The sequence below is a fragment of the Coprococcus sp. AF102-57 genome, assembly GCF_027686195.1.
GTDB lineage: Bacteria > Bacillota > Clostridia > Lachnospirales > Lachnospiraceae > Allocoprococcus > Allocoprococcus comes.
Map to the genome: position 1 here is coordinate 38,959 of NZ_JAQCSY010000009.1, position 19,216 is coordinate 58,174.

18 protein-coding genes and 1 pseudogene are annotated in these 19,216 nt (G+C 42.3%); 3 read left to right on the plus strand and 16 right to left on the minus strand.

Translation table 11 applies throughout. The features are described from left to right. Positions 1-197: 197 nt before the first annotated feature. From PGZ10_RS07650 to PGZ10_RS07660, 3 genes are read right to left on the minus strand one after another with little or no spacing between them, the layout of a single operon-like run. Positions 198-551 carry an arsenate reductase family protein gene (locus PGZ10_RS07650; RefSeq protein ID WP_270541035.1) on the minus strand — a complete coding sequence of 118 codons (354 nt, stop codon included), beginning with the start codon at positions 549-551 and terminating at the stop codon, positions 198-200. After that, positions 552-1,124 (minus strand): DUF3841 domain-containing protein, encoded by a 573-nt coding sequence (locus PGZ10_RS07655; RefSeq protein ID WP_270541036.1) that lies wholly within the window; start codon positions 1,122-1,124, stop codon positions 552-554. Beyond that, positions 1,100-1,657, minus strand: coding sequence for a DUF3841 domain-containing protein (locus tag PGZ10_RS07660; RefSeq protein ID WP_008373458.1), 558 nt, complete (start codon positions 1,655-1,657; stop codon positions 1,100-1,102). The genes PGZ10_RS07655 and PGZ10_RS07660 overlap by 25 nt, the downstream gene beginning before the upstream one ends. A 141-nt stretch (positions 1,658-1,798) precedes the next feature. Between PGZ10_RS07660 and PGZ10_RS07665 the strand changes: the two genes are divergently transcribed. Next, positions 1,799-3,100, plus strand: coding sequence for a transposase (locus tag PGZ10_RS07665; protein WP_270541037.1), 1,302 nt, complete (start codon positions 1,799-1,801; stop codon positions 3,098-3,100). A gap of 244 nt (positions 3,101-3,344) precedes the next feature. Here PGZ10_RS07665 and PGZ10_RS07670 read toward each other — a convergent pair whose 3' ends face one another. The 9 genes from PGZ10_RS07670 to PGZ10_RS07710 all read right to left on the minus strand — a co-directional run bounded on the left by PGZ10_RS07670 (position 3,345) and on the right by PGZ10_RS07710 (position 13,800). Next, on the minus strand, positions 3,345-3,545 hold the full coding sequence (locus PGZ10_RS07670; RefSeq protein WP_117824606.1) for a hypothetical protein: 201 nt from the start codon (positions 3,543-3,545) through the stop codon (positions 3,345-3,347). Then, positions 3,535-4,647 carry an iron-containing alcohol dehydrogenase family protein gene (locus tag PGZ10_RS07675; protein ID WP_055247576.1) on the minus strand — a complete coding sequence of 371 codons (1,113 nt, stop codon included), beginning with the start codon at positions 4,645-4,647 and terminating at the stop codon, positions 3,535-3,537. Before PGZ10_RS07675 ends, PGZ10_RS07670 begins: the two co-directional genes overlap by 11 nt. 165 nt (positions 4,648-4,812) lie before the next feature. Next, positions 4,813-6,393: a glucose-6-phosphate isomerase gene (locus PGZ10_RS07680; protein ID WP_008373449.1), complete on the minus strand. Its 1,581-nt coding sequence runs from the start codon at positions 6,391-6,393 to the stop codon at positions 4,813-4,815. A gap of 122 nt (positions 6,394-6,515) precedes the next feature. Next, positions 6,516-8,594, minus strand: a complete 2,079-nt coding sequence (locus PGZ10_RS07685) for an efflux RND transporter permease subunit (protein ID WP_270247095.1) — start codon at positions 8,592-8,594, stop codon at positions 6,516-6,518. Between the two features lie 231 nt (positions 8,595-8,825). Then, positions 8,826-10,097, minus strand: coding sequence for a cytosine permease (gene codB / locus PGZ10_RS07690; protein WP_270541038.1), 1,272 nt, complete (start codon positions 10,095-10,097; stop codon positions 8,826-8,828). Positions 10,098-10,141: 44 nt separating this feature from the next. After that, positions 10,142-11,230 (minus strand): hypothetical protein, encoded by a 1,089-nt coding sequence (locus tag PGZ10_RS07695; protein ID WP_270541039.1) that lies wholly within the window; start codon positions 11,228-11,230, stop codon positions 10,142-10,144. Positions 11,231-11,579: 349 nt separating this feature from the next. Further along, positions 11,580-12,512, minus strand: a complete 933-nt coding sequence (locus PGZ10_RS07700; protein WP_118198672.1) for an AEC family transporter — start codon at positions 12,510-12,512, stop codon at positions 11,580-11,582. Positions 12,513-12,690: 178 nt separating this feature from the next. Then, positions 12,691-13,224 carry a hypothetical protein gene (locus tag PGZ10_RS07705; RefSeq protein ID WP_270541040.1) on the minus strand — a complete coding sequence of 178 codons (534 nt, stop codon included), beginning with the start codon at positions 13,222-13,224 and terminating at the stop codon, positions 12,691-12,693. 165 nt (positions 13,225-13,389) lie between these two features. Beyond that, positions 13,390-13,800 carry a peptide deformylase gene (locus PGZ10_RS07710; RefSeq protein WP_055247494.1) on the minus strand — a complete coding sequence of 137 codons (411 nt, stop codon included), beginning with the start codon at positions 13,798-13,800 and terminating at the stop codon, positions 13,390-13,392. A gap of 164 nt (positions 13,801-13,964) precedes the next feature. Here PGZ10_RS07710 and PGZ10_RS07715 point away from each other — a divergent pair, with 164 nt between their 5' ends. Then, the gene (locus PGZ10_RS07715; protein WP_243002804.1) at positions 13,965-14,525 is read left to right on the plus strand and encodes a DUF1653 domain-containing protein; all 561 of its coding nucleotides are present in this window, start codon (positions 13,965-13,967) and stop codon (positions 14,523-14,525) included. Between the two features lie 76 nt (positions 14,526-14,601). Here PGZ10_RS07715 and PGZ10_RS07720 read toward each other — a convergent pair whose 3' ends face one another. Then, the gene (locus PGZ10_RS07720; RefSeq protein WP_442872544.1) at positions 14,602-15,426 is read right to left on the minus strand and encodes a glycoside hydrolase family 3 protein; all 825 of its coding nucleotides are present in this window, start codon (positions 15,424-15,426) and stop codon (positions 14,602-14,604) included. A gap of 30 nt (positions 15,427-15,456) precedes the next feature. On the opposite strand from PGZ10_RS07720, the pseudogene PGZ10_RS16820 reads away from it, so the two are divergent. Continuing rightward, positions 15,457-15,879: pseudogene (locus PGZ10_RS16820) on the plus strand (GH36-type glycosyl hydrolase domain-containing protein); the annotation flags it as partial. 300 nt (positions 15,880-16,179) lie between these two features. Here PGZ10_RS16820 and PGZ10_RS07730 read toward each other — a convergent pair. From PGZ10_RS07730 to PGZ10_RS07740, 3 genes are read right to left on the minus strand one after another with little or no spacing between them, the layout of a single operon-like run. Next, a complete protein-coding gene (locus tag PGZ10_RS07730; RefSeq protein WP_118218275.1) occupies positions 16,180-16,797 on the minus strand; it encodes a YesL family protein in 618 nt (205 codons plus the stop codon). Positions 16,798-16,810: 13 nt separating this feature from the next. After that, positions 16,811-18,325: an arabinosylfuranosidase ArfA gene (arfA, locus tag PGZ10_RS07735; protein WP_117557384.1), complete on the minus strand. Its 1,515-nt coding sequence runs from the start codon at positions 18,323-18,325 to the stop codon at positions 16,811-16,813. A 42-nt stretch (positions 18,326-18,367) separates the two neighbouring features. Further along, a complete protein-coding gene (locus PGZ10_RS07740) occupies positions 18,368-19,216 on the minus strand; it encodes a carbohydrate ABC transporter permease (RefSeq protein WP_117557374.1) in 849 nt (282 codons plus the stop codon).

A 19,216-nucleotide genomic window follows, 5' to 3' on the forward strand; every position in this document is an offset into this window, starting at 1 on the left:
CTCTTTTCATTGAGTTACCCGTTATTTTTCTTTTTAGTTTATTGTTTTTTCAAATCGGTCCTCTTCCGGAGCCGTATCCTGTCCAAATCATTTCTTACTCAGTTTCGTAAGTGTTCCGTCTTCTTTCAATTCTTTTTACACATTCTTTACAGGCAGAATAAAAAGATGAGCACCTTTTACAGCACTCATCTTCCCCACTACTTCAACAATTTTTCTTCCCATTCTTTTTCTTTAAACCCGGTCAGTACAAATCCGTCCCCAACTACAAACGGTCTTTTCACCAACATACCATCTGTCGCCAGCAGCTTTATCTGCTCATCTTCCGTCATCGTCGGGAGCTTGTCTTTCAGCTGCATCTGCTTATAAAGCATCCCACTTGTATTAAAAAACTTTTTCAGCGGGACCCCACTCATCGCATGCCATTCCTTCAGCTCTTCATAGGTTGGATTTTCCTCCACGATTGCCCGTTCCTCAAATGCAATCTCATATGCCTTCAGCCATTTCAGCGCCTTCTGACAGGTACTGCATTTTCTGTATACCAATACTTTCATCTATCTGATCCACTCCTTTTTTATTCTCCAAAGTCCTGCTTGTACATCCCTTACAAGCTCTGTATTTCCATGTAACAATTCTTCATGATACCGTGTCAGACGTTGCCAGCTTTTCAGAATCTGCTGCTTCTGTAATGGATAAAAATTACTCAACACCGCATCCATCTCTTTGATCCCATACATCTCCAGCTGCTCCTGGAACTGCTTCTCATTTTTTTCATCTTCCCCAATATATTTGAGACAGAGAATCTTATTCCAGTCATACATATCAAAAAGCAGAACTTCATCCAATGGTACTTCCAGTGTCAGGAAGTTGCCGCCCATCGACTGATCCACATTATAGGCTTCACGGAATGCCCAGTACGGATACTCCGCACCATCCGGCTTCTTCACATATTTCTCCATCTCACGCACAAACCAGGAATAGGCTGTTGTGAAAATCTTTGCACTCTCCTGATATTTTTTCCGCACATACGCCTCTTTGGAAAAACACACGCCATTCCGCTCAATTGCTTCGATTACCGGGTCTGCCTGTGATGCATATAAGGTTATTGTATTACATTTTTCACCCATTCTCTTCGCACCTCCCAGATGTTTCCATAACATCCATCACTTCCGATCTGGATGTCATCATCAAAAAGCCTCTTCCAGCTCTCCCGGATCTCCCGTTTGATCTCCGGATAGAACTGCGACATATACGCCTGCGTGTCGCTGACTCCATAGGCTTCCAGAAGCTCTTTGTGTCGCTTTTCATCCGCCTTGTCTGCCGGAATATAGGAATAGTTGAGGATCATTCCCCATTTTGTGAAATTCACTCTGGTAATCAGGGATTCTTCGATCTCCAGTTCCAGGATCACTCTTCCTTTTTCCGGAAGCATCGTTGCATCCTGCCTGAAGGATACCCATACCGGAAATTCCACATCCGCCGGTTTATTCCCGTAGTCCGGTCCGTTCTTGACCAGCCATTCATAAGTATCCAGAACCAGCTCCGAATGTTCTTTGAGATCCTTTATGATATACTCTCGCTTTACCGTATATCGTCCGGTCTCCTGAAGAACTTTCCAGACATTTTCATGCTGTTTTGACCACACTGTAATCTTTGCCATTCCATCACCTCACTAATGGTAAAATATTAGCCATGAGCAAAACTCCACACATTCAGTATTTATACGGGTTTGCGAGGCATGGCAACCTCTTTTATCACTCCAAATTTATAGTAACAATCAGCTCCAAATGGTATAATTAAGTTGTCAAAATCAATTCACCGAAAGGAGCTGATTGTTATCTATCGTCAAGAAATTTTGAAAGACATTCGTCTTTTCACTTCACAACCAGTTGCAAAGTTTTATGATTCTCTTTTTCTGAATCTTGATTTATCCTTTGTTCCGGAATTCCCCAAGACAGGAAGGAAAGGCTTTTCAAATCACGCTATGATTTGTTCCTTTATTGTCATGAAATGCGAAGGTTTCTCCATGATTTCCGATCTTGTCGATTATCTTCACAATAATCTTCTGATTGCGCATTTTTGTGGCTTTGATATTTCTCGTCCACTTCCTTCTTATTGGACTTTTGATCGCTTCTTGAAAAATTTTGATAACAAAGTTCTCTCTAAAATCATGAAAACTCAGGTGCTATTCCTTTCTAAAGAAGGTATTGTAGACACTTCTTTTATTGGCTTAGATTCAACTCCTGTCTCTGCAAATACTTCACAGAATAATCCGAAATCTTTTCTCTCAAATAAGTTTAAGCCCGGAAATCAACCAAAGGCGAATTCAGATTGTAGACTCGGCGTCCACACTGCATCCAATCAAACGAATGAGAAAAAATATGAATTTTATTGGGGCTATAAAAATCATGTCCTTGTAGACTGTATTTCAGGTCTTCCTATTTATGAAATGACCACAACCGCGGAAGTTCATGATGCTACCGTCGCTTTAGATATCCTTGCTGCTACCCATTCCTTTCAACCAATAACGGACTGCATATTCCTTGCCGACAAAGGTTACGATGTCAAAAATATCTACAATCAGGTTAAGGAACTTTACAATGGAGAATGTATCATTCCATTAAACAAACGTAATACCAAAAATCCGAAACTTCTTCCTCAAGGGAATCCCATTTGTGAAGCAGGGCTTGCCATGTGGAAGGATGGTAAGTTTTCCGATTGTGGTCGTACCCGTCAAAAGTTTTGTTGTCCTCTAAAATCAAGTAAAGATACCCTTTGCCCATGCCACCACAAAAATTTCTATAATGGTAAAAAGCATCGTGGCTGTACGAAATATCTCACCATTCCTGATGATTTAAGACTTTCCATTGATAGGGACAGCAAATATTTTAAAAGTAATTATTCACTCCGCACAGAATGTGAACGCTATAATTCGCGTTTTAAAAATACTGGTCAAGAGCGGATGTGGGTAAGAAATAAAGCATCTGTTACAAACTTAAACACACTTGCCCATATCAGTTTACTAGCAGTTGCCGTTGCCGCAATCACTAGCCATTCTGGTCAGTCTTATCGCAAACTAAAAACAATAAAACGAATTGCTTGATTAAAAAATTCTCATAGTCTTATGATTTCGTAAGTTTTGGACTTACGTTAGCTTTGCTATGCCATAAAATCGCAACCTCAAACTTTATGGGAGCTAACTGCCAAGTTCTACTTTTGGATCAATGTGTTTTGCTCATCTCTAGTAAAATATAAGTACTCCAAAGATAACTAACCGGCATCACCATACTTACATTTACTATAACACCGATTGGCATCTTTTGTCCTCTTTTCCCTTTATTCTCTCATTACTTCGTATCAAATCTGGTCACTGCCATGTGGATCAGATATGGAATAAGGATTACCGGAATCGCCAGATACGCCAGCACACTATACGCCTTCTGGATCAGTGTCAGAAGCCCGAACTGTGCGATTCCAAAATCTGCAACACAGCAGATAAACGCTACCCCAAGAATCATAGAGGAAGCTGCGGATTTCTTATTCTTCATGGCTCTGATCCTTTCTGACTCTTTCTTTCAGTTTCTGCATTGCATCTTCCAGCATTTCCCGGGTTACCTTATATGGGTAATGTGCTACATCCGACATTTTCGGAATATGTCCCATACTTTCTTTCCATTCATCCTCTGTAATCTCAATTTCTTTCAAAGACACCGGAAGCCCTATCTCGCGATTCAGCTGATATATTTTCTCAAATTCTTCTTCCTGTCCATCTACAAGAAGTGCCAGAAGCACACCAAATCCAACTACTTCCCCGTGCAGATGCCGCTGCTCGATCACCGGATACTTCGTCAGAGCATAAAAAATTGCATGTGCAAGTCCACTGTTATAATCCGGTGTGAAATCTTTTGTAAGGAAAATGGATGCAATTCCGGTTGTCACAACGATCGCCAGAACCACCTGCTCTACATCATATGTACACAGTCCCTTTTTATGGTCTGCAAATGCCTTCGGTCCATATTCCAGAAGCGGATTCCTGCACATCAGACTGACTGCTACACCAAGTGAAGTGAAATGTTCCAGTCTTTCATCCCTTGATGAGATTGTTGCTTCATAGTATTTTGCATAGGTATCACCAATTCCTGCCCACATATACTGACTCGGTGCTTTTGCTATGATTTCTGTATCGATAAATGCATGCATGACCGGACGCACGAAGAAATTCGGTTTCAGAAATGTACCATCCTCGTTATACATGATCGACACCGATGTACATGCCGAACAGTTGGATGCGATTGTCGGAAAGCTGAACACCGGTTTATCATCTGTAATACACAGACATTTTACCGTATCCAGTGCTTTGCCCCCTCCTACTCCAAATACCATATCTGCTTTCTGATAAACCGACATCCGGCGAAGCTTTTCTACCGTCTGATAGGTACAGTCTTTCCCATAAAGTTCTTTTCCAATAATCTCCAGATTCGTCTGGTCGACCGCCGCTTTGATCTTATCAAAAGCCGCATCAAGTGCCCTTTTTCCGCCGATCACAAGTACCGTTTTTCCATAAGATTCACAGACCGGTCCGATTTTATCGTAAATTGCATCTCCGATGGAATAATTCGGGAGATGCACCTCGTAATTTTCTAATTTCATAGTCTTTCTCTTTTCCTGGTTTTATGTCTTTTTCCTAAAAAACAATCATTCAGCCGGAAATCCTGACAGAATATCCTGGTAGCTTCTCTTGCATATTTTCGTATCCAAAAAGCCGGTCCGAATCCTAAAATTCGCACCGACTCTGGTCTCTTTCATTAATTCTGATTAGATATCTAAAAGATCACTGTATACTTTCAGTGCTCCGTCTGTCTCATGGGCAAGTACACGTTTGGCAAGTACTTTTCCAAGCTGAACACCTTCCTGGTCGAAGCTGTTCACATTCCATACAAATCCCTGGAACATAACCTTATTCTCAAAATGTGCAAGAAGTGCACCGAGTGTCTCTGGTGTCAGTTCTTTACCGATGATAATACTTGACGGACGTCCACCTTCAAAATTCTTGTTGCGGTTCTCGTCTGATTTACCGCATGCAAATGCTACGATCTGTGCAGCTACGTTTGCGCAGAGCTTCTGCTGGCTTGTGCTGTCCTGGATCACAACATCGGTTCCGATCTGGCTGTTCTTGAAGCCGATGAACTGGAGCGGTATGATGTTGGTTCCCTGGTGGAGAAGCTGATAGAAGGAATGCTGTCCGTTTGTTCCTGGTTCTCCGAAGATCACCGGACCTGTCGGGTAATCTACCGGCTCGCCAAAGCGGTTAACTGATTTACCATTGGATTCCATATCCAGCTGCTGCAGATGTGCCGGGAAACGGCTCAGTGCCTGCGAATATGGGAGAACGGCTGTTGCCGGATATCCGAGTACATTACGCTCGTATACACCGATCATCGCATCCAGCATTGCCGGGTTCTTCAATAAATCTTCATTCTTGGAAACTTCATCTACCTTTGCTGCTCCTGCAAGGAACTGTGCAAATACTTCCGGTCCGAATGCCAGCGAAAGTACGGCACCGCCGACTGCTGAAGTAGATGAGTAACGTCCTCCGATATAATCATCCATGAAGAATGCTGCAAGATAATCATCGCTCTTTGCAAGTGGTGATGTCTCGCTTGTAACAGCGATCATATGCTTGGAAGCATCCAGACCTGCATTCTTCAGGGCATCTTTTACAAATGACTCATTGGTAAGAGTCTCAAGAGTTGTTCCTGACTTTGATACCAGAACAAAAATAGAATGTGCTACATCAATTGAATTCAGTACTGCTGCTGCATCATCCGGGTCAACATTGCTGATGAATTTGGCTTCCATCTTGAATGTGCCGTTCTTCTTAGCCCAGTTCTCAAGTGCAAGATACATTGCGCGAGGACCAAGGTCACTTCCACCGATACCGATCTGTACGACTGTTGTGAATTTCTCACCTGCTGCATTTGTAATCTCGCCGGCATGTACTTTATTGGCAAAATCTGCGATCCTCTGCTGCTGCTTAACATAGAATTCTCGCTTGTCTACTCCGTCAGCTTCTACTTTATCTCCAAGCTGTCCACGGGTGAGCTGATGAAGAACCAGTCTCTTTTCTCCTGTGTTGATCACTTCTCCATTGTAGAGTGCTGCGTACTTTTCTGTCAGCTGCGCTTCTTTTGCAAGCTTTGCAAGTGCTGCAAGTACTTTATCATCTACTGCTTTTGCAGCGTAATTGTAAGTAAGATCCTCTGTCATCGGAACGCTGTAATCCTTAACACGTTCTGCTCCGTTCTCACCGGACATCACTTCTGCAAGATTGACACGTTCTACTTCCGAAAGTTCTTTAAATGATGTAAGTGTATCCAAATTGTTCCAATTAATCATAGTGGATTCCTCCTTATTCCTTTTATGATAGCAAGATTGTATCAGCCCTTTTGATACGCACGGATCTTTTTCTCCGTTCCTTGTATCATATAATAATCCAAGAGAATTATACTATGATGTGGTTATGATTTCAAGCCTGACGGTCGGAAACCTTTGCTCGTCTTTACAATAATCTTGTCAAATACCATGAATAAGGACGGAAGGATCAGCACAACAACCACCATACTGATCAGTGCACCTCTCGCCATCAGGATACACAGCGAACTGATCATATCGATATTGGAATAAAGTCCGACACCGATCGTTGCAGCAAAGAAGCTGAGCGCACTGACGATGATCGACTGCGCAGAGAACTTATGCGCTGTTGTGATCGCGTCAAATTTGCCTGCGCCGCGGCTTCTCTCTCTCTGATATCTGGTGGTCATCAGGATCGCATAATCCACAGTCGCGCCAAGCTGGATCGTACCGATTACGATTGATGCCACAAACGGCAGCTTTGTTCCAGTGTAAAACGGAATACCCATATTCACAAAGATCGCAAATTCGATCACACCGACCAGGATCACCGGAATAGTAACTGATTTGAACAGAAGCAGAATAATCACAAATACGATTCCAATAGACACTGCGCTTACGCGCTTAAAGTCCGTGTCTGTAATGTTAATCAGGTCTTTTGTAAGAGGTCCTTCTCCTACCAGCATTGCACCCTTATCATATTTATCCATGATCTTATCAATCTGCTCAATCTGTTTGTTTACTTTATCCGTTGCTACTTTGTAAGTAGAATTTACCATCAGCAGCTGGTACTTGTCATTTTTCAGCATACCGGTGACAGATTCCGGGAGCATATCTGCCGGAACACCGGAGCCGACCAGGTTATCCAGTCCAAGTACCCATTTAACACCATCTACTTTTTCAATCTCCTGTGACATCTTCTTGACATCAGAACCTGCAACCGAGCTGTCCACCAGGATCATATGTGTGGTGTTCATATTGTAATCTTCTTTTAATTTCGTGTTCGCAATGACACTCGGAAGATCCTTTGGCAGCGATTCGTCCAGATTGTAGTAAACACCTGTGTGATTGTTTCCGTAAATCGCCGGAAACAGAAGGATCACAAATGCTACTACATAAATCACGTAACGCTTTGTCACCTTATCCGAAATCCTTCCAATATCCGGAAGCAGCGGTTTGTGTTTTGTCTTCTCGATCAGCTTGTCACAGCACAGGATCATGGACGGAAGAACGGTTACACAGACCAGAACTCCAAAGATAACACCTTTTGCCATAACGATACCAATATCTTTTCCAAGCGTAAAGCTCATAAAGCAGAGTGCGATAAATCCGGCAACCGTCGTAACTGAACTTCCGATTACGGATGAAAAGGTCTGGGAAATCGCGTGTGCCATCGCCCGCTCTTTATCTCCGTTATAGCGCACCTGCTGCTCCTGATAACTGTGCATCAGGAAAATAGAATAGTCCATAGTGACACCGAGCTGAAGTACCGCTGCCAGTGCCTTCGTGATATAAGAAATCTCTCCAAAAAATACATTCGTTCCAAGATTATATACGATTGCGATTCCGATACTCAAAAGGAACAGTACCGGAACAAAAATCGATTCCATCGTAATTGCCAGAACCAGTGCCGAAAGTGCGACTGCGATCAGTACATAAAGTGGTGTTTCCTTTTCGGCAAGCTCTTTGGTGTCCTCTACAATCGCAGACATTCCACTTAAGAAGCACTGCTTTCCGGTGACCTTACGGATCTCGGTAATTGCTTTCATGGTCTCATCGGATGAAGTTCCGTCTTTGAAAAATACCGCCATCATTGTTCCGTCTTCTGTGTTGTACTCATCATACAGCTTTGACGGAAGCATGCTCTGTGGAACCGAAATATCAGCCAGTGAATCATACCAGAGTACATTCTCTACTCCGTCTACCTTCTCTACCTTTTCTTTCAGCTTCACAATCTCTTTATCTTCCATGCCGTCTACCATCAGCATCGAAAATGCCCCGATCCCAAAATCATTCGTCATGATCTCTTGTCCCTGCATTGTCTCAATGTCTTCCGGAAGATAAGTCAGCACATCATAGTTGATCCTGGTGTTCACATACCCCCACACAGCCGGAATCAAAAGGATAATACTGAGTATCAGTATCGGTACTCTGAATTTAACAATCTTTTTGCCAACCTTTACCATACTTTATTCCTCTTTTCTTTTTTATTTTTTCTCCTTCAATGACTATTGGTCATTTATTTTACAAAACCAATATACAACAAAACTGACCATAAGTCAATTTGTTTATTGACTTATGGTCAGTTTTTTTAATAATATTGTTTAGACTGATAACCTTATGCGTAATCCTGCTCCATAATATAACAACGGGCAGACTCTGTTCCCCGAATCTGCCCGTTCATTTACGCTATTCATTTATGCATTTTCTGCCGCTTCATTATGATTTTTGCAAACCACCTGTCCAGCCACATAGCAGACCGCTGCAACTGCCATACCATTGATCGAAGCAATTCCCCATGACACAAGATTTGCTACCACTGCACCTGCGATCACACCGATCACGGCAAACCAGTTCACAGTTTTGATTTCTACTTTATCACTATCGTACTCCTTCTTATTTATAAAGTACGAGAGCACCAGGATAATCCCTACCGGCGGAAGGGTACAGTTCAGTACGTTCAGCCAGTTACAGAAATTGTAATACAGCCATACAGAAAGAAGCGTTCCGATAATACCTGAAATCAGAACCATCGGTTTCTTCTTCTGCCGGAAAATATTTGCCAGTCCAAGACCTGCTGAATACAGCGCATTGTCGTTGGTGGTCCAGATATTGAGTCCCAGAACCAGAATCGCCATATAGAACAGATTCAGACGGATCATAACCTCAAAGATATCATTTCCGCCAACGAAAATATAGGCAATCGCCCCAAAAAAGAACATCAGTGAATTCCCGATAAAGAATGCTACAACCGTTGCAATTGTACCTGATTTGGCATCCTTTGCAAATCTTGCAAAGTTCGGAGTTGCCGTTCCGCCTGATACGAAGGAACCGACTACCATACCTGCTCCACCGATCACGGTCACAGATCCACTGGATACTGCAAACTGGTCAACGATCGTTCCATTTCCCTGCCGAACTGCCATCACCATTGCTACCGTTCCAAGAATCGCAACGAGCGGAACTGCAATATAGCTTACCACCGTAAGGGAATCAATTCCGAAATATGCAGAAGCAGTCATACAGCCTCCTGCAACCAATACCAGAGCCCACATCGCAGCCTTACTTCCACCGAGAAGCTCTCCTGATACCGGGATTGCAAACATCGCAACACCCACACCGAACCATCCGATCTGAGTGAAGCTGATCATTGCAGAAGAAAGATAAGATCCTTTTTCTCCAAACGCTCTTTTTGCCAGAAGATCCATGCTAAGTCCGGTCTTTGCACCTACATATCCCAGAAGTCCTGTATACACACCAAGGATCGCTCCTCCAAGGAGAAGGGACTTGATAAATCCCCAGAAATCAAGTCCTGCTGCCATCTGCTGCCCAACCCACATACTTGCCGAGAAAAATGTAAATCCCAGCATGATCATAAACATGGTCAGGAAACCTTTTCTGCCCTCTTTCGGGACTGCCTGGTCCGCATAGTCAATATCAACAGTTGTATTTTTCGTGTTTTTGCTCATTTTTTACCTCATTCCATTCTCTGTGATCAACAAGTTCATTCTTTTTATAGCATATATTTCTTCAAAGAATCGGTAAATTCGGTAATTCTCTGATCTGCCAGTTCTTTTAATGTAATATTTTTCATACTCTCGATATATCCCTGTTCCTGACGGTACAGCCACTTGGTGTCTGCCGGACGGATCTTCTCATAGTGGTTCTTCTCGATCCAGTCCTCATAACTGATCGGTGTCGGGTATCCAATCTTTTCATCAAGCAGTTCTTTAAAATCGATCTTATCTGCTCTCTCTTTGATTCCTTCCCAGAATTCCAGAACTTCCTCTACATGCTCATGAATCTCATAGCGTCTTGCCCCGCCATCGTAGATGATACATTTTTCAAAAAGCGGACTGCACATGGAAAGTGTCTCTCTTCTGAACTCCGGCGTGATGATTCCGTCCTTCCAGTAGAAGTCCACATCCGGAAGGTTGATTCCTGACACACCTTTATCCTGATAAGTACTGAAAATTCCTTCATAATACACGGTAATGAACCCTTCAAATTCCGGCCAGAACTCACGGATCTCTCTGGTAAGATTCTCAAGAATCTCAATTCCCTTTGTCCCACCAATTGTGAAAATGATAATATTGCGAAGCTTTGCTCCGTTCTTCCTGTAAAAATCTGTCACATAGCGCAGGCAGTGGATCAGAGTCTCCCCACTTGCAATGATATCTCCGATCATCAGTGTGCTGTCCGGAACCATGGTAAGCTTACTATATTTGATTTCAAGCCCTGCAATCTCTTCATCCGCAAATACACGTTCACTGGATAAGAAACTGATATCGTGTACACGGATGTGCTCTCTATAGCAGCTTTCCTCCAACGGATAGTTCAACGCTCCTCTCAAGATAGAAAGAATATTTGCAGTTGTCACTTTCTTCTGTTCCTTAAAATAGTAAAGCATCTGAGATGTAGAAGGAATCAGGCAGTCATATACCTCATATCCGACGATCTCCGGTGTATTCAGAAGCTTTCTTGTCTCTGCTTCCGATACAACATAATATTCATTTACATAGTTCCCACCGGCCAGTTTATAACAGGCTACACCCTGTTCATTAAATTCCGGCACCAGCTTAACCTGATTCCAATTTTTCATCTGTGATTTTCCCCTTTTCTGTAAGTCCACTTTTCATGACAATAAACATTCTACAAAATGTTATGATGAAAGTGGGGGAATGTCAAGTGGAAAATTGGAATGTTGCCAACATTTTCATTTTATATAGAAATCTCCGTGATTTTATAGGTTTTCCATTCATTTGTAACATTTTTCCACCTTTATCCATACCTGTTTGCCACATTTTTCTTTACTTTTCCATACCCATTTGTAACATTTTTCCGAAACCAGTTATTTCCATTGAATTTTCTTGTTAATAAAAAAGAACATCCCCGTCCCCGGGAACATTCTTTTTCATCTCTCTACTACAATATATTTATGCTCAATCTCTTTACATCACCATCTGGAACACCAACACCATCAGCGGCATCGTCACGATCGCCCCAAGTGTCGTCAGCACATTGATCGTGCTCGCATACCTGGAATCATTTCCATACACCTGACTCATCTGCGTAACTGTCGAAGCAGCAGGTGCAATGATCGCCAGAAATACGATCAGAAGGATCTTCTTCCCATCTGCATTCCATCCAACCAGTCCACTGATCTTCAGGATCAGAAGTGCAATAAACGGAAATCCGATCAGACGCATTAACGCAATAAAATACGCCTTCTTATTCGTCAGAACCTTTCTGATATTCATTCCGCCCATCAGCATTCCGATTACAAACATACTTGCCGGTCCCACCATTGCCCCGACAGAACTTAACGTACCGGTTATAATTTCCGGCAGCCGGATCTTTGCAAAGAACAACACGATTGCTGCTATGATCGTAATGATATTGATATTGGTAAATATTTTTTTCAGGTTAAATCCTTTTTCATGGCTCAGTACATTTTTACAGTGTGTCCAGAAAAAGATGGTCTGAATCCCCATAAACACACATGCATAAAACACCCACTCTTCGCCAAGCATAAATGCCACAAGCGGTACGATCATATTTCCTGAATTGGAATAATAAATGGACATGGTTTCCACTTCATTCAGATGCAGGACTTTTCCGATCAGGTTGACGATCGGGAGCAGGATAAATAAAAGAAGCAGTGACGCGATGCATGCCAGCATAAGGCCGCTCACCTTTTCCGGGGTATAATCCACCTGAAATGCATTCAGAATCACACATGGCACGATCAGATATAATACCAGTGTTGACAGTACCTTACTGTCTTCATCCTTCAGAAATCCCATTTTGACTATCGCATAACCCATGAATATCATAATGAACAGCTTTGCGATCTGCTCCATCAGAAGTATACTCAGTTCCATTTTTGCCCTCTTTTCTTTCTCATCAAAAGAAGCGGATTGCCAAACGCAACCCGCTTCCCATTATTTCATTTCTTTTCTATCGGTTCATTTCTCGTCTGTCAGATTTTTCCATCCTTTAAACAATATCAAATCCCCTGTTCTCTGTCAAGAAATCTCATTTTTTCAGACTATTCTCTTGCTACACCTGTCCAAGAAGCCTTCTGCACTTCTGTTTCATCTCGCCCAGTTCCTGCACAACCGGTAACAGATCCTCTTTACTCATTCCATAACTGATCATGCAGAGTGCCTTATAGAAAAATTCGTTCACTTCCGCATCTGTTTTCCCAATGACGACCGCCGGGGAAATGATAGCTGCCATCTCCCGGATTCCGAAAAGGATTGCAGTCTCCACGCCGCGCACATCTGTTTCGTGTTTCCAGATATTGCTCACATCATATTCGGAGGTATTGCCACACGGTGCTGCACAGACTGCGCAATCCGGTGCGACGGTATTTTTTTCTTCTCTTACTTTTTCGATCATCGCTTTTAAAGCTGCTGCCCCGGTGTTACTGTTCGTAATCGTATGCACAAGACCTTCGATGATAATCTCATCTGTGTTTTCTGTCTTTGGATTGTTACCACAGGATCTGGCAAGACCGATCAGCGCACCGGTCAGTTCATCCTGGAGTGCTAAAATCTCCTGTCCCTGCGAAATCGTCGCTGTATTACTCATATTTTCATTCCTCATACCTTCTTTTTTTGTATGGATAAGTATACGGTTTCTGGATTTTCATTTCTGTTGTAATAGCAACATTATTCCGATTTATCTGTTCCAATCAGGACTTTCTTTCCACAAAACGCGAAACCATAATGCCAGACCTTTGATTTTGGGATACCATCAAATAATAATCCCATTCAGATGATCGCACTCATGCTGAATAATCTGCGCCGTCCATCCACTGTATTTTTGTCTCTGCCGTTTAAAATTGATATCCTCGTATTCTACTTCAATTTCCTGATAACGCACACATTTTCTTACGCCATCCAGAGACAGGCATCCTTCTTCTGTCTCATACTTTCCGTTTCTCTTTACAATCTTCGGATTGAACATCGCAACATTCATAAATCCCATATTGACTGCAATGATCGCTTTATTTACCCCGATCATATTTGCTGCCATTCCCACACAGCCATCTTCGTGCGCTTTTAATGTATCCAGTAAATCAATTGCAACTGGAAAATCTCCTTTTGTTGCTTTCTCTGCCTTCTGGCGCAGAAAAAAGAGATCTCTCATAATTGGTTTTACCATTTTATCTTTCCCCTTTCCGTAGTACTAGTTACTGTTCACAGTACCTGTGACCAGCAACTAGTACTTTCCAGTATACACGATTTTTCCCATTTTTAGGTTGGAAAAATTGGAAAATGCACATATAATTAGATTAGTTTTCAAATACAAACAGGAGTGTACTATCTATGGATAAGATTAAAATTATAAAAAAGAACGATGAATATTCTTCCGAATATCAGATCGGAGATACTTTTGAAATCGAAGGCACCTGGTATGGTGGTGTCCATATTATCGGAAAGACCGGCGCACCGGTTTCTCTTGATAAAGATGAATATATTTATCTGGATGCCGATCCGGAAAATAAAGCAGATTCTGCGTCTGTAATTTTCCACCCGGAATCGTCTGCCTCAACACAAACCAGTACGGTTATCCCAGAAGCACAGCCTGCTTCTACGCTTTCTGCCAATACCGAAAAAAATGACGCAGAACCCTTCCATGAAATCCATGTTGGTGATATCGTGCGCCATTTCAAAAGAGAATGGGTATCCGAAGAGAGCACCAAATATCTCTACAATGTACTGGCTTTCGCCGAGCATACTGAAACAGGCGAAAAGCTGGTTGTCTACCAGGCAATGTATGCACCATTCAAAATCTGTGCAAGACCATACGATATGTTTATGAGCGAAGTCGATCACCAGAAATATCCGGGAATCAGGCAGCACTGGCGTTTTGAAATAAATGAATAAATCATGATTAAATAAAAATGGAGAATCTCCCAGTCCCCGGCTGATACCGGAGCGGATGATTCTCCATTTCATCTTCTTACAACACTCTCGCAATTCTTATATTCCTTGATGAGCTTCCGATTCTGACTTCAACTACATCGCTTTCTTTTCCTGCTCTGTCTCCTGTGTTGGTCACATCACAGCTGACTTGCAGCTTAGCCCCGTTCCTTTTTATCTCTGCACCTGAATAGGTAAAGGTTGTATAGGAAAGTCCATGTCCGAAACAGAATTCCGGTTCAATCCCAAAAGTATCATTATAGCGGTAGCCTACGAAAACACTTTCTTTATAACGCACCTTTTCGTCGCCCGGAAATTCTCCGACTGCATGTGCAGAACAGTCCGTATGCTTTTTGTAGAAGGTTTCCGGCAACTTTCCGGATGGACTTACTCTTCCAAATAAAACTTCGGCAAGCGCATTTCCACCTTCCATTCCGGAATACCAGTTCCATACAACAGCCTTTGCGTCTTTGATCCAGCTCCCCATCTCAACCGGACTTCCTGCCATCATGACAATCACCGTATTCGGATTTGCCTTCAGTACTTCCCGAATCAGTTCATCCTGCTCATATGGGAGTTTCATATCTGCGCGGTCAATTCCTTCACTGTCATGCTCATGGTTCAGACCACCAACCAGAATGACCTCATCATACTGCGCGGCAAGCTCTGCTGCCTCTTTTCTGAGGAGTACTCTTTCTTCTTTTACTTTCACATCTACAGACTGCTCTTCTTTTCTGCTTCCGCCGCCATCTTCCAGGCTGGTCTCCTGCCAGTTCGCCTCAGACTCTTCTTTCTTTTCATCCCGTTTGTATCCCTGTACAAATGTAACTTCTGCATTACCACCGAGAAGTGTCTTAATTCCCATCAGTGGCGTGATCTCATAAAGTGCTTTGATCTCCGTGCCTACGATGCATTTGGCGAAAAAGTCGGATCCAAAGAATACAAAGAAGGCCAGATTTACATCGAACCACAGGGATTCTGTGTACTTGCTGATATCGGTGTAAATGACGGCCAGGCGAAAAAAGCTCTGAATTCTGTTAAAGAAAAGCTGGATACAAAGTACGGTATTGTTCTGCTCCAGCCTGCATATACAACTTATCACCTCAACCTTGGTGAATTTTCTTCTTATTCACCGGGATATAAAGAAAATGCAGGTATCTTCTGTCACAACAATCCATGGGGATCGATTGCAGAAACGAGAATCGGACGTGGTAACAGAGCATTTGAGATCTACCGCAAGACCTGCCCTACTTACCTTGAAGACATCAGTGATATCCACCGCACAGAGCCATATGTGTACTCGCAGATGATCGCCGGATGCATATGACGTAGAATCAGAAGATCTTGCACCTGTAAGAACCGATAAAGAAGCAAAAGGCGGAATCTGCATCCGACCGGATGAGAATGTGAATGAATATTATGTAGAAATTGTTATGGGATAATTTCTTTCATCAGAAAAGCCATCAAAAGTTTGAAATTTTGAACTCGAAGGAACCTGGTATGGCGGTGTCCATATTACCGGATCGACAAAAAATCGCTATAACACCTGAATTTCCAGGCATTATAGCGATTTCTGTCTTGTCCCTGTTATATTATTTTCTATTTACTGTTCACAGCTTTATTCGTATTTTTCAAAAATCCGGCACAGCAGAAATGACTGTGCATACGATAATACTGCAAATCCGAAGAACACCCATAAAATACTTGCAACTACAAATGATCTGGATGTAAATAATGTCACTATCAGTGATCCGACGCTTAAACCTGTAATCACGATTGTAAACGGAATGTTCACTGCTGCAAGAAGTAATGCATTGCGCAATGTCGCAAAAATACCATTTTCAAATCTTGCAATATACGGGAACAGATACTGGAACATCAGTATCCACACTCCAAGAATAATTGCCAGAATCACACGCATCACACTATACATGCTTCCCTGAAAAACTCTTATGATACGAAAATCCACAAACAACAGCATGGCAACGACAGCCATGATCAGCCAGCAAATGGTTGCCTGTTTGAAGTTCCTTTTATACGCTTTCCAGAATTCCTTCCACACGGAAGGTTCTTCCCCTCTTGCCATCTTCATCGCTACCGCGTACAGTGCGCTTAATGAAGTTCCAATGGTGATCACTGGAATGCATCCGACTACAAAGATCATATTCAATATTATAATATCTCCAAGTCGTCCAAGTACCCTCATTACCGGACTGTCAATTGCCAGAAATTTCATTATCTATCCGCCTCTACTTACTTAATCTGATTACATTCCATGATGCTTTTCCAAGAAGAGTTGTCATAATTCCGCCGTCCATCTTTGAACGGTTTACTGTCTTTGGTACTACTTTTTGTTCATAAGAACTGTTCACCAGTTTCAGATTGGATTCTTCCATTACAATATGCTCTGTCAGATGGAAGCCTTCCATACCTCTTAAATCTGTTGTCAGTTCAATATCTTCATCCAGTGTACGGTTAACAGCGAAAATTGTAAGTTCTTCTTTTTCTTCATTATACACTGCAACGCTTTCTACGTCAGTAACATTTTCATGTTTTGCTGTATCGTGCTTAGCTGTCTGAACAAGCGGCATTAATGCAACACCACGTCCATATCTGGATGCATGAAGGAACGGATAAAAAATTGTCTGTTTCCAGGCTGCTCCGCCTCCCTGATCTGTCATGATCGGCGCAATTACATTGACCAGCTGTGCCATACATGCAATTTTTACTCTGTCTGCATGTTTCAGCAATGTGATCAGCATCAGACCGACTAACAGTGCATCTTCAAATGTATAAATATCTTCCAGCATCGGAGGTGCTACCTGCCATGGATGGTTCTGTGTGATATCATCATCTGCCGCATTTGAATGGAACCATACATTCCACTCATCAAAACTGATATTGATATTTTTCTTTCCACGTTTTTTCGCTCTTACATAATCGCAGGTTGCAATGACTGTACGGATAAATTCATCCATATCATCAGAGCATGCAAGGAAATCTGCGGTATCATCATCACGATTTCCATAATATTGATGCATAGATACATAGTCTACATAATCATATGTATTCTCCAGAGTGGTAGATTCCCACTTCGGGAATGTCGGCATATCAAGAGCTGAGCTTCCACAGGATACCAGTTCAATGGATGGATCGATCAGTTTCATTGCCTTTGCGGTCTCTTCTGCAAGACGTCCGTATTCTTCCATGGTCTTGTGTCCGAGCTGCCACGGTCCGTCCATCTCATTTCCCAGGCACCATACCTTAATGTTATGTGGATCTTTCACTCCATGTTTGATACGAAGATCACTGTATTTCGTTCCACCAGGATGGTTGCAGTATTCCAGAAGATTGCATGCATCTGCAATTCCTCTTGTACCAAGATTTACTGCCATCATCATGTTGGAATTTACTTTATCCGTCCATTTTGCAAATTCATTTAATCCGATCTTATTTTCTTCCAGACTTCTCCATGCAAGTTCCAGGCGTGCCGGACGCTCCTCCACCGGTCCTACGCTGTCTTCCCAGAAAAAGTTTGATACAAAGTTTCCACCCGGATAACGGATGATCGGCACATTCAGTTCCTTTACCAGATCAATGACATCTTTACGGAATCCATCATCATCCGACAACGGATTGCCCGGCTGATATAAGCCATCGTATACGGCACGTCCGAGGTGTTCAATGAAAGAACCATAAATTCTCTCATCTACCTTGGAAATCCGGAAATCTTTATCAATGATCATCTTCGCTGTCTTACTCATTTTCAGCCTCCTATTCTATCTTACCTTCTTATTTTACAACAATTATTCTTTTACTGCACCTGCTGTCATACCTTCAATAAAATACTGCTGGAAGCATACAAACAGTATAAAAATCGGAATGATCGAGAAGAATGAACCTACAACCAGAAGACTATAATTATCTCCATATGGGTTGATCAAGGTGTTAAGTCCAAGTGTCAGTGTATATTTTTCTGAAGAACGGATTACCAGTAATGGCCACAGGTAATTGTTCCATGCGTTCATACCATTTAAGATCGCCATGGCCGCAAATGCAGGTTTCATAATCGGCATGATCAGTCTAAAAAAGATACCATACTCCGTCGCTCCGTCAATTCGTCCGGCTTCCATAAGTGATTTTGGAAGTCCAAGAAGATACTGTCTGAAGAAAAAGATTGTGGATGCATGTGCAACAAATGGTAATATGATCGCAATATAGCTGTCCATCAGTCCCCAGTTAGTCATCTGCTTATACAGAGGAAGCATGATGACTTCCAGCGGAACAGATAAGATCAGAAGAACGACAACAAACATTGCATTCTTCCCTTTGAATTCATAAGCCGCAAATCCATATCCTACAAATGCACTTACCAGAAGTGTGGCTACTACGGTAATTACAGTAAGAAAGATACTGTTAAAGAACCATCTCCAGTAGTTATGCTGTCCTGTAAACAGAAGCACGTAGTTATCCAGGCTCATACGTTTCCAGTCAATTCCGAGGTTCAGACCATACTGCAGAAGATCTCCGCCCGGCTTGAAGCTGGCAAGAAAGATCGTATAAATCGGAAGAATAATCAGAATAGCCAGGATTGAGAAGAAAATGAGCATCAATACTGTGCAAAGCCGGTCTTTCTTTTTTCTCTTTTCACCCAT